Genomic DNA, 14,654 nt, shown 5'->3' on the forward strand with positions numbered 1-14,654 from the left:
AAAGATGCAGCTCGCCGCGGCCCGAAACCTTGAAGACATCCGGCGAATCCGTCTCTTCGACCTTCATGGCGACGTTCGTCTCAACTTCCTTAAACAGGCGGTCACGCAGGTGACGCGACGTGACGAACTGGCCCTCACGGCCGGCGAACGGACTCGTGTTGACACCAAACGTCATCGACAGAGTCGGCTCGTCGATGCGGATAGCCGGCAGTGCTTCCGGCTGTTCGGCGTCAGCGACCGTGTAGCCGATGGAAACATCGCCGAGGCCCGTCAGCGCGACGATTTCGCCCATCGATGCTTCCGGCACCTCGATGCGCTGCATGCCCTGATAAACGAAGACCTTGCCGATTTTCGCGCGGATTTCCTGATCGCCGTTAATGAGAACGACGTTCTGGTTCGTGCGCGCCGTGCCGCGGCTGATGCGGCCGACAGCGACGCGGCCGACATAGTCGTCTGCCTCAAGCGTCGTGACCATCATCTGCAACGGGCCCTCCGGGTCGCCGTGCGGAGCCGGGATCTCTTTGACGATTGTCTCCATCAGCGGCTCGAGGTTCGTGCTCTCGTCTTCCATATGATACTTTGCGATACCGTCACGGGCCGTCGCGTAGATGACTGGGAAATCGAGCTGATCATCGTCAGCATCGAGTTCCATGAAGAGCTCGAGGACTTCATCGTAAACATCGTCGACACGCTGGTTTGGCTTATCAATCTTATTAATGACGACGATCGGCTTAAGCTTCTGCTCAAGGGCCTTGCGCAGGACGTACTTCGTCTGCGGCATCGGGCCTTCAAAGGCATCGACGAGCAGCAGGACGCCATCGACCATGTTGAGGACACGCTCAACCTCGCCGCCGAAGTCGGCATGGCCCGGGGTATCGACGATGTTGATCTTGATGCCGTTGTACATGATGGCCGTGTTCTTCGAGAGGATCGTGATACCGCGCTCACGCTCGATATCGCCCGAGTCCATTACACGTTCTGCCACCTGTTCATTCGAACGGAAAACATGGCTCTGCTTCAGCATGGCATCGACGAGCGTCGTCTTGCCGTGGTCGACATGAGCGATGATCGCGATATTTCTGAGCTTGTCATTAGTCGTCATACTCATTACTTGTAATCTGCCTCCTATAAAATAAAAGGGATACGCTCCGTATCCTTCCTTGCAAACTTAAATCATAATCATACTAGAGTCTTATTATACATGCTTTTTTCGGTCAATGCAATAGCTTTCCGCGCAGCTGTACATGAGAAATATACGGCTGCCGGCAAATGCCTCTCCCTGTCTGCAGTATACCAAAAGTATATAGAAAAATCATTTTTACTATAACAAAAGTGTTGTATCTCAAAAGCTTTTCTGTTATGATAGTAAGCGTGTTACAAAATTACACTCGAATGATTGAGAAAGCAACTCATTAAAATACACCAGAAAGGGAAGTTTCACCATGCAAGTCAGTCTCAACATCTACCAGACCCTGGCCGCAGCCGTTGCGGTTTACTATGTCGGCGTGCTTCTGCGCCTGAAGGTGCCGTTTTTGCGCAAGTACTGCATTCCAGCCCCAGTGGTCGGAGGTATTCTCTTCGCGGTCCTCAATGACATTCTCTACACAAACGGCATTTGGTCGTACGAGCAGGATACCATCATGCAGAACGTCTGCATGATGCTGTTCTTCACGAGCATCGGCTACACGGCGAGCATCAGCCTCATCAAAAAGGGCGGCTCGCTCGTCGCCAAAATGGCCGTCCTCACAGCCGTCCTCATTGTCTGCCAGAACATCATCGGCATTGCGCTCGCACAGGTCTTTGACCTGAGCCCGCTGATGGGGCTCGCGACGGGTTCGATTCCGATGGTCGGCGGCCATGGCACGTCGGGCTCGTTCGGACCTGTGCTTGAGAGCGTCGGCCTCGACAATGCAACGACGATTGCCTTTGCTGCTGCGACGTTCGGCCTCGTCTCGGGAAGTCTTTTAGGCGGCCCGATGGGCGAACTTCTCGTGCGCCGCAACCACCTCTTCAGCATCGCCGATGAAGAACGCCTCGACCCCGAAAACTCGCATGATGAAGTCGAAAAGCTCGAGCAGGCCGCCCACGGCGAGCGCAAGGCTATCGATGAAGAAAAGCGTACCGGCCAGAGCATCAACAACTACCGTTTTATGAACGCCCTCGCCCATCTGCTGCTCGCCATGGGCCTCGGCACCGTCGTCAGCCAGTTCTTCAGCAATATCGGCCTGATTTTCCCGGGCTACATCGGCTCCATGCTCGTCGCTGCCATCATCCGCAACGTCGCCGACGGCACGCACGCCTATAAAGTCTATCAGCGCGAAAGCGAAGTTCTCGGCAACCTTGGCCTGACGATCTTCCTCTCGTGTGCGCTCATGAGCCTGAAGCTCTGGCAGCTTTCGGACCTCGCCATTCCCCTGATGGCCATGCTCGCGAGTCAGGTCCTCTTTATCGCGCTTTTCGTCCGCTTCGTGCTGTTCCGCGTCATGGGGCACAACTACGAGGCTGCCGTCATGGCCGCCGGCACCTGCGGCTTCGGCCTCGGCGCTACGCCGAACGCCATTGCGAATATGTCCGTCATGGTCGAGCGCTTCGGCCCCGCCCCGACAGCCTTCTTCGTCATCCCGATCATCGGTGCCCTGATCGTCGACTTCGTCAACTCCTCGATCGTCACCGTGCTCATTAACATCTTCGCCTAAAGCGGACCTCCCCAAAAAAGAAAAAAGCAGCCCTGAAATCTTTTTGTGACCATACTCACAGACAAATTTCAGGGCCGTTTCGTATACTAAGAAAAACAACATAGAAATGAAGGAAAGGATGTGAAATTGTGGATGCTCCGGCATCCCATCATGCTAAAATTCTCTGCTATTCAAAAAAAGTGTTCTCTGGTCCTGCTCTTTGTCAGTCTGGTTGCCCTGCCCTTTATGCATAATAAAGTCGTCGTACCGGCGGACAAGGCAGCACACGAAGCTGCCATTGCCGCATCTTTAGCCGGCAGCCAGTACATCCTGCCGCTTGAGCAGACGAAAAATGGTCCGCCGCGCCGCGTGGCCCCGATGCGCCGCTTCCAGAAACAGCGCCCGCAGAGCATGCCGACACACGGCATCAAAATCGACCGCTCCAGAGAACAAATCATCCGCCGCGAAGACAGGCGTTCTTCGGTGGCCGATGCCTATTGGAATCTCATCCGCGAACAGCCCGTCTGAGCCATTCGCGACAACATAAACCACAACAGCATACAGACAAAAATCCCTGTACCGCTTGGTACAGGGATTTTTTTATGACGGGATTAGAACTCGTTGACGAGCTTGTAGCCCTTGCCGCGCAGGAACGTCTCGGCCTCCGGCTCACGCGTCTTGAAGATGACGACCGGCATGCTGGCCTGACGGTCATAGGAGATGTAGAGGTAGTCGAGGGCGACATTGGCCTCGCGCAGGTCTTCCAGAATCTTGTCGAGGCTGCCCGGCGTATCGCCCATCTCGATGGCGATGACCTTGTCGATATGACACTGGTAGCCGGCCTTCTTGAGCTCACTGACCGCGAGTTCCGGGTCCGTCAGCACGAGGCGGATGATGCCGAATTCTGCGCTGTCGCTGGCGAGCATCGAGTAAATGTTGATATTGACATTGGCGAGTACCGACGTCAGTTTGTGCAGGGCACCTTTGGTATTCTCCGTGAATACAGAAACCTGATTGAGCATAGATAAAATTCCCCTTTATATATATGATAGAACTTAAAGCATTTCTGCGAGGTCAAAAATGAGCTGCTGCGTCTTCGGCCAGCCAAGGCACGGGTCTGTGATGGACTTGCCGTACGTGCCTTCCGAGATTTTCTGATTGCCATCCTCGATGTAGCTCTCAATCATGAGGCCCTTGACGAGCGAGCGGATATCGTCCGAAACCTTGCAGCTGTTGACAACGTCTTTGGCAATGCGAATCTGCTCAAGATACTTCTTGCCCGAATTCGCATGGTTCGTATCGACGATGACGGCCGGGTTCGAAAGATTGCGCTTGTGGTAGAGTTCGTAGAGCGAGCGCAGATTCTCGTAATGATAGTTCGGCAGGCTCTTGCCGAAGCTGTCAACGTAGCCGCGCAGGATGGCATGGGCGAGCGGATTGCCTTTCGTGCGGACTTCCCAGCCGCGGAACAGGAACTCCTGTGAGTGCTGGGCAGCTTCAATCGAATTGAGCATGACGGAGATATCGCCCGAAGTCGGATTCTTCATGCCGACCGGAATGCCGACACCGCTGGCAATCATGCGGTGGAACTGGTCCTCGACGGAACGCGCACCGACAGCTGCGTAAGATAAGAGGTCCGACAAATAGCGGTAAATTTCAGGGTACAGGATTTCCTCAGCGCACGTAAAGCCCGTCTCACGCACGACGCGCGCGTTCATCTCGCGAATCGCGATGATGCCGCCGAGCATATCCTCCTTGCCCTCAGGGTCCGGCTGATGCAGCATGCCCTTGTAGCCAATGCCAATCGTGCGCGGCTTGCTCGTGTAGACGCGCGGCACGATGAAGATTTTATCCTTGACCTGTTCCTGTACCGGCATGAGGCGGTGCATATAGTCGAGCACGGCCTCCTCATTGTCAGCCGAGCACGGGCCGATGATTAAAAGGAAACGGTTGTCCTTGCCCGTCAGGATATCGGCGATTTCTTTATCGCGCTGTGCCTTGATTTTTTTGACGCGTTCATCAATCGGGAACTGCTCCATGAGCTCCTGTGGCGAAGGCAGTTTCCGGATGAATTCCATTTGCATTTCCATTCGATTTTCTCCTCTCGATAATCTGATGGCTTCCATTATATCATAGTTTTTTGATTATCTATAGCGTTTTGTAACATATTTTTCGTTTCCAGAGGAAATATATGACAAATGTACCTGCGAAACGCACAATATCACGAAAAATCGTCCTGCTGTGCGCGATTTGCCAGTACCTGATCAAGCTCCTGCACGGCAATGCGCACACAGTCGTCGCAGGAACAGAGCATCTTGCCCGTGCCGACGCCCTTCAAATCTTTGCAGCGCGTCGCACCGGCCTCTTTTTCGAAGCGATGCAGCACGCGGTTCATGAGCATCTTCGAAGGCTCTTTGCCCTCTTTATTGAGCAGGCCAAGCACCACGGCTGCTCCTGTCAAAGCGCCGCAGGTCGCCTCCATGCCGCCCATGCCGAGGCCAAAGGCATCGCCCAGGGCCATGAGCTCTTCCTGCGTCTTGCCGAGTTCCTTCTGATACGCCATGAGTACGGCCTGTGCACAGTTCATCGATCTTTTGTATGCCAAAGCTTTTTTTACTCTTTCACTTGTCTGTTCCATAAAACACCTCAATCCCTTCAATATAATTATAATTTGCGGTAATTTGCCGCCCTGATGTATACCGCTGAATCTTTGTCTTTATATTCGCTTTCCAACAGGCTTTTCCCTGCAAAAAAGAATCCTCATCAGCATATTTAACCTGCCGATGAGGATTCTTTTGCCTGCAGACAAAATCACGCCGCGGTCTTCAGCACTCCTTGAAGAGCTCAATGGTCTCGCCGCACGGACCGATCGCAAAGGCAATGCGGACTGGGAAGTCCTGCTCAGCCGGAATAGTCATGGATGTCGGCTCCACCGTAATCTTGTAGCCGGCATCGCGGATGGTCTTGACGCAGGCATCCGTATCATCCGTTGCCAGAGCGAAATGGCGAACCGAGCCTTCCTCGTGGTTTTCGCCGCCCTTGGCAAAAATCTCAATGAGACCGGCACCGGTATCGAACATGATGCCGGCTTCGTCGCCCTCACCCCATGAACGCTTCACGGGCAGACCGAGGACTTCTTTATAGAAGTGAATGGCTTCCTGGAATTCTGCCTGGCAGGAGCATTTGAGTGCAGCATGATGCAATCCTTTGATCAGTGACATAACAAAGACCTCCTAAAAAATCAAAAACCTGACAACCTGGCAAATGATGGTTTATCCCCGCTGCCCCGAACGTACCGTCAGCGGGGATATTTTATTTTGTGTTTTTAAGTTTTTTATTCTTCGTAAGCGACGTCATTTTCCTCACACCAGTCGCGCGCGACATCGCGCAGATACGTCAGCTTGAAGGCTTCCCAAGCCGGCTTCAGCAGAAGATGACGGACCTGATGGTGAAAGCGCGAAGCAGCGCCCCGCCCCTGCAGGGCCTCCAGAAGACGCGCCTTGAAATCGTCTCTCTGAGCCTCCGCAAAGGCCTTCATCATCGCGTGTTCATCCTCGTCCATGACATTGGGCAGCGGGATATAATGTTCCCAGTCATCTTCGAGGTCAAAAGCATGATGGAGCGTATCCTCCTCGGCCATATCCTCATCGAGCAGGATGACTTTTCCTTTTCTGAGGTCTACATAGCCCTGACGCACGTCCGACTGGGCAAAAGCTGCGGCCAGTTCATTTAAATCGACTTTCATGTTTTATGTTCCCCTCGTTCTTCGTTTCTTGTTCTTTCCTTCTATTATACTATGTGCAGCAAGAACTGTCAGCAAAAGAAAACACCCATTCCGGAAAGGATTGCCATCCCGCAGACTGGGTGTTTCCATTTATAGAGAATTGTGAGAGAAAAAGCTTTGGTGAAAAAATCAGTTCGGGTCGAATTTCTTGCTGGCATCGAGCAGCAGTTTGTCACGCAGCTGCTTGGAAGCGGCAAAATAATCGTGCACCGTCTGGCGGTCGTGATGCTCAATCGCCACAATGACTTCGCCAAGAATGTCCTGCAGCTGACGTAAATCATTTGTAATGGCCTCGCCATTTGTCATGCAGATATCGGCCCACATGTCGGCATTTGACGAGGCGATGCGCGTTGTATCGCGGAAGCCGCCGCCAATGAGCTTGATGCAGGACTCGCGGTCATCGCCCGAACGGTTCAGCAGCGTGACAAGGGCTGCCGCCGTGACGTGCGGCACATGGCTGATGACCGAGGCGCAGCGGTCGTGCTTGCGGATGTCAAGGGTCGTGAAGTTTGCCCCTGTGTACTTCAGGACACTCATGAGTTTTTCATGAGCTTCCGGCGGTGCGCCGGTATCCTCGACAATGACATAGGCCTTGCCGACAAAAAGGTCCTTCATGGCGGCATCGACGCCGCTCTTCTCGCGGCCTGTCATCGGATGGCCCGCGATGTAGTAAATATCCTTCGGCAGGATTTTCTGCAGGTGCTGCCAGATATACCCCTTCGTGCTGCCCGCATCGGTGAGAATACAGCCTTTCTTGAGGTATGGCAGAATTTTTTCCACCATCGGCACAATCTGCAACACCGGCGGACTCAAAAAGACGATGTCCGCGCCGCCGACGACTTTTTCGATATCGGCAGAGGCATAGTCGACGGCACCGAGGGCCACGGCGCGGTCCATGGATTTCTGCGTGCGGCAGAGGCCTGTAATGTAGATATCATCACCGAGTTTGTCCTTGAGGCAGAGTCCCAGAGAACCGCCAATCAGGCCGACACCGATAATGGCCAGTTTCATTTTATTCGTATCGTTGCTCATATTGCTCATAACGTACGCCCCATAACCTCGCAGATTTTGCCGAGCTCACTCATCAGGATATTGAAATTTTTCGGCGTGAGGCTCTGGTCGCCATCAGAAAGCGCGACTTCCGGATGCGGATGAACCTCGATAATGAGGCCGTCGCAGCCGGCGGCGACGGCGGCACGGGCCATCGGACGGACCATTTCCCAGCGGCCCGTGCCGTGGCTCGGGTCGACGATAATCGGCAGATGCGAGAGTTCCTTGATGGCAGCGACAGCACTGAGGTCGAGCGTGTTGCGCGTAAACGTCTCATACGTGCGGATGCCGCGCTCGCAAAAAATGACCTGTTCATTGCCGCCCGCCATGATGTATTCGGCAGCATTGAGCCATTCGCTGATGGTCGCCGCGAGGCCGCGCTTGAGCATGACCGGTTTTTTTGCCTTGCCAAGAGCCTTTAAAAGCTGGAAGTTCTGCATATTGCGCGCACCGACCTGATAGACATCCGCGTATTTGCCGACGAGTTCAATATCATCCTTGTCGACGATTTCTGTGACGACCTTCAGACCCTCTTCATCGGCTACCTGACGCAGCATCTTGAGGCCTTCTTCCGCAAGTCCCTGAAAATCGTATGGGCTCGTGCGCGGCTTGAACGCACCGCCGCGCAGGAATTTGGCACCGCCGGCCTTGACTGCCTTTGCAGCCTCACGCAGCTGGTCGATGCTCTCAACGGAGCAGGGCCCTGCCATGACGACGACTTCTTTGCCGCCGATCTTGACGCCATCGACGTCGACAATCGTGTCTTCCGGATGGAAATGGCGGCTGACGAGTTTATATTTTTCCGTGATGCGCACCGTCTTTTCCACGCCCTCGAGCATGCTGACTTCGAGATTCGCGATTTTCTTGCGGTCGCCGATGACGCCGATAATCGTGCAGTCCTCGCCGGTCGACAGATGGGCCTTGAGTCCGACTTGATGCAGGCGTTCTTCGACTTTCTCGATATTCTCTTTCGTGGCATCCGGTTTCATGACAATGATCATAATGGCTTTCCTCCTAACAATCCCCGAAGAATAGAAAAAGCCCGCCCCTCTACAGGGACGAGCTGATATACCCGTGGTACCACCCTGCTTGCTGACGCAAGCCTCTCACTTCGGATACAACCATATCCTAGCCTCTGATAACGGTGGCGTTCCGGCAAAGCCTACTCTCTTACGTTCTGATTTCAGCCCGCTGCTCATGAGTGTATTTCATCCGTTCTCCCTGCAGCGTTTCACCGGCCCGCCGCTCTCTAAAAAGGAGAATCCGAATTACTTCTCTCAGTCTTCGCGTTTTTCATCATACTGCAGATACACTTCGTATCTGCCTGATGTATGTTACTATAGCAGAACCATTACATAACGTCAATGCTTTTTCGATTATTTTATAAAAAACTGTACAGTTGTATCGATTATCTGCCTTACTGTACACTCAGACGCGAACCATGGCAATCTCATCACAGTTCGGGAACTTCGGGCAGTCGATGCATTCCTTCCATACTTTATGCGGCAGTTCTTCTTTTGTGATGGTCTGAAAGCCGAGTTTTTGGAAGAAGCCGGGCTTGTACGTCAGCGTGAAATACTTCTCAACACCGAGAGCATCGCCTTCTTCAATTAAACGATGCACGATTTCCGCACCGATGCCGCGGCGCGTCATTTCAGGCGACACGGCCATCGTGCGCACCTCTGCGAGCCGGTCCCAGATGATGTGCAGGCCGCCGACACCGACGACTTTGCCGTTTTCATCGACGGCGACAATCATATCGCGCAGGGTCTCATAAAGAGTATTGCGCGAACGCGCCAGCATGATTCCGTCTGTTGCGTAGTCATTAACGAGGTGATAAATTTCTTCAATATCGGCAAATGTTGCTTTTCTGTACTGCATCTTTTTCGCGCTCCTTACTTTGTTTTCGCAGACGGACTGCCGGCCAAAGGCTCCGCACTCGGACAGACAGGCTGCAGCGGGCAGATGTCGCAGGCAGGCTTTCTCGCCTTGCAGATCTTGCGGCCGTGCCAGATGAGCCAGTGATGCGCATCGGACCACTTTTCTCTTGGGATATTCTTCATGAGCCCCTGCTCCACGGCAAGAGGCGTTGAGCCTTCGGCCAGTTTCAGCCGATTGGCAATGCGGAAGACATGGGTATCGACGGCAATGGCCGGATGATGAAAGGCCACGCTCATGACGACATTGGCCGTCTTGCGGCCGACGCCCGGCAGCTTCTGCAGCTCTTCAAAGTCATCGGGCACCTGACCGCCGTAATTTTCGCAGAGCATCTGGCAGGCCGCGATGATATTCTTGGCCTTGTTGCGGAAGAGGCCGCAGTCGCGGATTTCATTCTCGAGTGCCGGCAGTCCCATCGCGACGATGTCCTCTGGCGATTTGACTTTGGCGAACAGGCGCTTCGTCGTGACATTGACGCGCTTATCTGTGCACTGTGCCGATAAAATGACGGCGATCAGCAGCTCAAAGGGGTTATGAAAGATAAGCTCTGGCTTTGCCCCGCGGTAAGTTTCTTCAAGAATGGCCAGCTGCTCCTCCCTAATTTTCTTTGTTACACGCATAGAATCGACTTCCTCTATTAAAATGTATAAAATGTAAAAATATCCGCGCCAGAACGCGGAAACAGTAAAAGGAAGGGCCCAATCCATGAATTGAGCCCTTTCCCGAGTTTCACGATTTATTCCATTATAACAGATTCCGGCAGACTGGCAAGGGTCCGCAAAGCATCAGTTCGTCAAGCTGCGGATTGGTGCCGGGATGCGGCCGCCGCGCGCGATGAACGCTGCAGAGCTGTACTTGTTGCGCACCGGCACGATGGGGCAGTAGCCGAGCAGGCCGCCAAATTCGACCATGTCGCCGACTTTTTTGCCCGGCACCGGAATGACTCGGACCGCCGTCGTCTTGTTGTTGATCATGCCGATCGCGGCTTCGTCGGCGATGATGCCCGAAATCGTCGCTGCCGACGTATCACCCTCAATGGCAATCATGTCAAGACCGACCGAGCAGACGCAGGTCATGGCCTCGAGTTTCTCAATCGAGAGACTGCCCTGCGAAACTGCATTGATCATGCCCTCATCCTCGCTGACCGGAATGAAAGCACCCGAAAGGCCGCCGACATGCGACGAAGCCATGAGGCCGCCCTTCTTGACCGCATCATTTAAGAGAGCCAGTGCTGCCGTCGTGCCCGGAGCACCGCAGCCCTCGATGCCCATTTCCTCGATGATGCGCGCCACACTGTCGCCGACAGCCGGAGTCGGTGCCAGTGAAAGGTCGATGATGCCAAACGGCACGCCGAGGCGCTTCGAAGCTTCGCGGGCTACGAGCTGACCGACACGCGTGATCTTGAAGGCCGTACGCTTAATTGTCTCCGCGACTTCCGTGAAGTCCGCACCCTTGAGGTCTTCAAGGGCATGTTTGACAACGCCCGGGCCCGAGACGCCGACGCTGACAACCTTGTCGGCCTCGCTGACGCCGTGGAAAGCTCCAGCCATAAACGGATTGTCGCCAGGTGCATTGCAGAAAATGACGAGTTTCGCGCAGCCAAGAGCCTGCTGGTCGCGCGTGAGTTCCGCCGTGCGTTTGACGACTTCGCCCATCTCACGCACGCAGTCCATGTTGATGCCGGCTTTCGTCGAACCGAGATTGACGGACGAGCAGACGAGGTCCGTCGTCGCCAGCGCCTGAGGAATCGAATTGATGAGCACGCGGTCGCCATGCGTGAAGCCCTTCTCGACGAGAGCCGAAAAACCGCCGATGAAGTTGATGCCGACTTCTTTAGCAGCACGGTCCATGGCCTCTGCAACCGGCACATACGAATCCGTCTTGCAGGCATCAGCCGCAATGGCAATCGGCGTCACCGAAACGCGCTTATGGATGATGGGGATGCCGTACTCGGCCTCAATATCCTCACCCGTCTTGACGAGGAATTCGGCCGACTTCGTGATTTTATCGTAAACGTTCTGGCAGAATTTGTCGATATTCGGATGGGCGCAGTCGCGCAGCGAAATGCCCATCGTGATGGTGCGGACATCGAGCTTGTTCTCCGTAATCATACGGTTTGTTTCTAAAATATCATCTATCGTTATCACAGAGCTTGTTTCCTCCCAATAGTCATAAAAGTCCTAAAGCAAAAGCATTCGCAAAGTCAGAATCAGCCTTAGACATTGTGCGTGACATTAAAGATATCCGCATGCTGAGCCTTGATGTCAACGTTGATTTCTTTACCTCTTTCCTTCAGCGTCTTCTGCAGGTCAACAAGGCTTATTTTGCTCCCGCTGGTCTCAGCAATCAGGACCATGTTGAAGAAACCATCCATGATGTTCTGATTGATGTTGAGGATGTTGACATTGTTCTCGGCAAGGATCTGGCTGACCATGGCAATGATGCCCACACGGTCTTTGCCAACGACAGTTACTACCAGTTTCATTTAGACATTCTCCTTTTATGATACATAATAATGGCAAACGTTTGCGGCAGATGGAACAATGTCCCCACACAAACTATTTCTTCCATTATAACAAGGCTTCTGCAAAAAACCAATAGTCTCCGGCAATATTTATGCCATTCCGGCCCATAAATCCATTAGATTTTCATAAAAAGCAAGCTGAAAAAGAAAAATCATCGGCAAAAGAAGTACATTCACTCCTTTCGCCGATGATTTTTTATCCGGTCCTTATCGAATTCTATCAGGCCGTCTGCTTCTTCTGCAGGATATAATTCACGCCGTTTGAGGAAAAGACTTCATAGCCGGTCTTTTCGAGCATGCCGGCGACAAATTGGCTGCGCAGGGCGTCGTAAACGGCCGGACTGCCCTCGACCTCCGTCCAGTAGCGGCTGTGCACATCGGCCATCTTATCCCAGCGGAACGTGTCGGCCGACTGGTCGCGCATCATATTGACGCCGTCACACGGCATGCCGTCGACAAGATGCGTCATCATATACTGGAAGACCTCACCTGCCTCAAGGCCTTCGCCTGCCGCCTGTTTCGTGCCTTCTTCATAAGCAAGGCGCTCGAGGACTTCCTGACGCTCCGGATGGCCAAAGAGCAGCTCCGTTACGAGTGCTGCCAAACGATGCTCAACATCCTCGATGCTGGCAGAAAGCCAGCCATGGATATTGGCAAGGTCGATGATGTTTTCAAGCGGCTGCGTTTCGCGGTGTACATAGCCTTCAACAGCTGCTTCCGTCTGCCAGCCTCCAGCCACGGCTTTATCGGCGATGGCTGCAATCAGCTGTTCCTGCAGCTGATTCTTGCCGTATACCATAAAATGAATTGGTGCTAAAAAAGCGCTCATTATAATACCTCCGTCTCTGCGATCTTTGCAGTCTCTTTTGGGCTCATCGATTTGTTCATTGTACCTTGTTCATTGTACTAAGGTTCGCATCTACTCTCTCTATTTTATGTATTTTGCCCTTTCGATGCCGTGATATTTGTTACGCCGCTGCAAAATGCAGGACGTCTTTACAGTTTTACAGTCTTTGCTTGACTCTGTTAGAAAGTTTCTTTATAATAAATATATATATTTATTATAGATTGCAATAAATCATACCTATTTTATTCTTAAACAAAGTGAGGGATCATTTATGGATGCATTGAATGCGGTGGTTTCGGCCATCAACAACGTGCTCTGGTCATATGTACTCATCGTCGTACTCGTCGGCTGCGGTATTTATTTCACGCTTTCCACGCACTTCGTACAGCTGCGCCTGCTGCCTGAAATGCTGCGCCTGCTCACCGAGGGCATCGGCAAAAAAACAGAGGGTGACGCCATCAGCTCGTTTCAGGCATTCTGCGTCAGCACGGCTTCACGTGTCGGCGTGGGCAATATTGCCGGTGTCGCCATCGCCATCGTCACAGGCGGTCCCGGCGCCGTTTTCTGGATGTGGGCCATTGCCTTTCTCGGCTGTGCCACGGGTTTTGTTGAGAGCACGCTCGCGCAGATTTACAAGCTGCCGCGCGGCAACGGCAAATTCCACGGCGGACCGGCCTACTATATCAAAAATGCCCTTGGCCAGCCGAATGTCGCCAAACTCTTTGCCATCCTGATTTCCGTAACGTTCGGTCTCATCTATGTTTCCGTACAGGCCAACACGATTGCCCTTTCGGCTAAGACGGCTTTTGGCATTGAGCCGGTCTACTCGGCGGCTTTTCTCTGCGTGCTCACGGCCCTCGTCATCTTTGGCGGCATGACGCGCATTGCAAAATTCACGGAATTTCTCGTGCCGATCATGGCCGGAGCTTACCTCTTGACGGCTTTTGCCATCATCCTCCTCAACATCGACAAAGTCCCTGCCATGTTCGCCCTGATTCTCCACGATGCCTTCTCGCCGCAGGCGGCTGTCGGCGGCGGCATTGGCACGGCCGTCATCACCGGCATCAAGCGCGGCCTGTTCTCGAATGAAGCCGGCGAGGGCTCCGTGCCAAACGCCGCTGCTACGGCTGATGTCACGCACCCGATTAAACAGGGTCTCGTACAGTCCTTTGGTGTCTACGTCGATACGTGGATTGTCTGCTCGGCCACGGCTTTCATCGTGCTTTTGACAAATCAGTATACGATTGGCGGCGAACTCACGGGCATCGCGCTTGCTCAGCAGTCGCTCGCAAGCATCTTCGGCTCCCTTGCTCCTGCTGCCATCTCCATCCTGATTCTGATGTTCGCCTTCAGCTCGATTGTCGGCAACTACTACTACGGCGAAATCAACATCTCCTTCTTTGAGGGCAATACAAAAAAATACCTGACTGTTTTCCGCGCTGGCGTCGTCCTCATGGTTCTCTTCGGCTGCATCGCTGAACTCAACCTCGTCTGGAACCTCGCCGACCTCTTCATGGGCTTCCTCTGCCTCACGAACCTCTACGCCGTTGCGCGCCTCGCCAAATACGCCCGCATCGCCCTGTTTGACTATGTCAAGCAGAAAAAAGCAGGTGTCGAAGAACCAGTCTTTGACCCCGCTATCTTAGGCGACGAAAAAGGCGTCCACGCCTGGGGCATCGATAAAGTCAACAAATAAAATATAAAAATCGTACTAAAAAAGGGCTGGCCAGCAAAGGCCAGCTCTTTTAATATGCCCAAGTACATTGATGTAAGCCAATCGTAACTAGGGACGGGGGAATATTTTCGCCTGCAGGTGCGCAGTGACCGCCCGCAGGG

Annotated in this window: 16 protein-coding genes and 1 other annotated feature; of the genes, 3 read left to right on the forward strand and 13 right to left on the reverse strand. The window is 53.4% G+C overall.

Annotation, left to right across the window (positions count from 1 at the left end; all coding sequences use genetic code 11):
- On the reverse strand, window positions 1-1,102 hold a 1,102-nt coding region (locus tag ACI4OH_RS01885; RefSeq protein WP_439784060.1), incomplete at its 3' end, for a GTP-binding protein.
- Window positions 1,103-1,442: 340 nt separating this feature from the next.
- On the opposite strand from ACI4OH_RS01885, the gene gltS reads away from it, so the two are divergent.
- Complete coding sequence (gene gltS / locus ACI4OH_RS01890; RefSeq protein WP_432647297.1) at window positions 1,443-2,696, forward strand: sodium/glutamate symporter; 1,254 nt, start codon at window positions 1,443-1,445, stop codon at window positions 2,694-2,696.
- A 120-nt stretch (window positions 2,697-2,816) separates the two neighbouring features.
- Window positions 2,817-3,203 carry a hypothetical protein gene (locus ACI4OH_RS01895; protein ID WP_435721370.1) on the forward strand — a complete coding sequence of 129 codons (387 nt, stop codon included), beginning with the start codon at window positions 2,817-2,819 and terminating at the stop codon, window positions 3,201-3,203.
- A gap of 83 nt (window positions 3,204-3,286) precedes the next feature.
- Here the strand turns inward: ACI4OH_RS01895 and ACI4OH_RS01900 are convergent, their stop codons facing one another.
- From ACI4OH_RS01900 to ACI4OH_RS01955, 12 genes are all read right to left on the reverse strand, one after another.
- Entirely contained in the window at window positions 3,287-3,697 is a 411-nt protein-coding gene (locus ACI4OH_RS01900) for an ACT domain-containing protein (protein ID WP_432647299.1), read from the reverse strand.
- A 33-nt stretch (window positions 3,698-3,730) separates the two neighbouring features.
- Entirely contained in the window at window positions 3,731-4,765 is a 1,035-nt protein-coding gene (locus tag ACI4OH_RS01905; protein WP_432647300.1) for a 3-deoxy-7-phosphoheptulonate synthase, read from the reverse strand.
- A gap of 131 nt (window positions 4,766-4,896) precedes the next feature.
- Entirely contained in the window at window positions 4,897-5,280 is a 384-nt protein-coding gene (locus tag ACI4OH_RS01910; protein WP_432647301.1) for a C-GCAxxG-C-C family protein, read from the reverse strand.
- A 220-nt stretch (window positions 5,281-5,500) separates the two neighbouring features.
- A complete protein-coding gene (locus tag ACI4OH_RS01915; protein ID WP_432647302.1) occupies window positions 5,501-5,896 on the reverse strand; it encodes a VOC family protein in 396 nt (131 codons plus the stop codon).
- 113 nt (window positions 5,897-6,009) lie between these two features.
- Complete coding sequence (locus ACI4OH_RS01920; protein WP_439784044.1) at window positions 6,010-6,420, reverse strand: UPF0158 family protein; 411 nt, start codon at window positions 6,418-6,420, stop codon at window positions 6,010-6,012.
- A 168-nt stretch (window positions 6,421-6,588) separates the two neighbouring features.
- Window positions 6,589-7,500, reverse strand: a complete 912-nt coding sequence (locus ACI4OH_RS01925) for a prephenate dehydrogenase (protein ID WP_439784045.1) — start codon at window positions 7,498-7,500, stop codon at window positions 6,589-6,591.
- On the reverse strand, window positions 7,497-8,510 hold the full coding sequence (gene aroF, locus ACI4OH_RS01930; protein ID WP_439784046.1) for a 3-deoxy-7-phosphoheptulonate synthase: 1,014 nt from the start codon (window positions 8,508-8,510) through the stop codon (window positions 7,497-7,499). The genes ACI4OH_RS01925 and aroF overlap by 4 nt, the downstream gene beginning before the upstream one ends.
- A 50-nt stretch (window positions 8,511-8,560) precedes the next feature.
- Window positions 8,561-8,803 (reverse strand) — a binding site (T-box leader).
- Between the two features lie 134 nt (window positions 8,804-8,937).
- Entirely contained in the window at window positions 8,938-9,390 is a 453-nt protein-coding gene (locus ACI4OH_RS01935) for an N-acetyltransferase (protein ID WP_432647306.1), read from the reverse strand.
- Between the two features lie 14 nt (window positions 9,391-9,404).
- Window positions 9,405-10,067 carry an endonuclease III gene (nth, locus tag ACI4OH_RS01940; RefSeq protein ID WP_439784047.1) on the reverse strand — a complete coding sequence of 221 codons (663 nt, stop codon included), beginning with the start codon at window positions 10,065-10,067 and terminating at the stop codon, window positions 9,405-9,407.
- Between the two features lie 165 nt (window positions 10,068-10,232).
- Complete coding sequence (locus ACI4OH_RS01945; protein WP_435721364.1) at window positions 10,233-11,594, reverse strand: PFL family protein; 1,362 nt, start codon at window positions 11,592-11,594, stop codon at window positions 10,233-10,235.
- A gap of 68 nt (window positions 11,595-11,662) precedes the next feature.
- On the reverse strand, window positions 11,663-11,932 hold the full coding sequence (locus tag ACI4OH_RS01950) for an ACT domain-containing protein (RefSeq protein ID WP_432647309.1): 270 nt from the start codon (window positions 11,930-11,932) through the stop codon (window positions 11,663-11,665).
- A gap of 259 nt (window positions 11,933-12,191) precedes the next feature.
- The gene (locus tag ACI4OH_RS01955; RefSeq protein ID WP_439784048.1) at window positions 12,192-12,800 is read right to left on the reverse strand and encodes a hypothetical protein; all 609 of its coding nucleotides are present in this window, start codon (window positions 12,798-12,800) and stop codon (window positions 12,192-12,194) included.
- A gap of 289 nt (window positions 12,801-13,089) precedes the next feature.
- Here ACI4OH_RS01955 and ACI4OH_RS01960 point away from each other — a divergent pair, with 289 nt between their 5' ends.
- On the forward strand, window positions 13,090-14,514 hold the full coding sequence (locus ACI4OH_RS01960; RefSeq protein WP_432647311.1) for an alanine/glycine:cation symporter family protein: 1,425 nt from the start codon (window positions 13,090-13,092) through the stop codon (window positions 14,512-14,514).
- Window positions 14,515-14,654 lie beyond the last annotated feature (140 nt).

The organism is Mitsuokella apri (assembly GCF_051886055.1).
GTDB lineage: Bacteria > Bacillota > Negativicutes > Selenomonadales > Selenomonadaceae > Mitsuokella.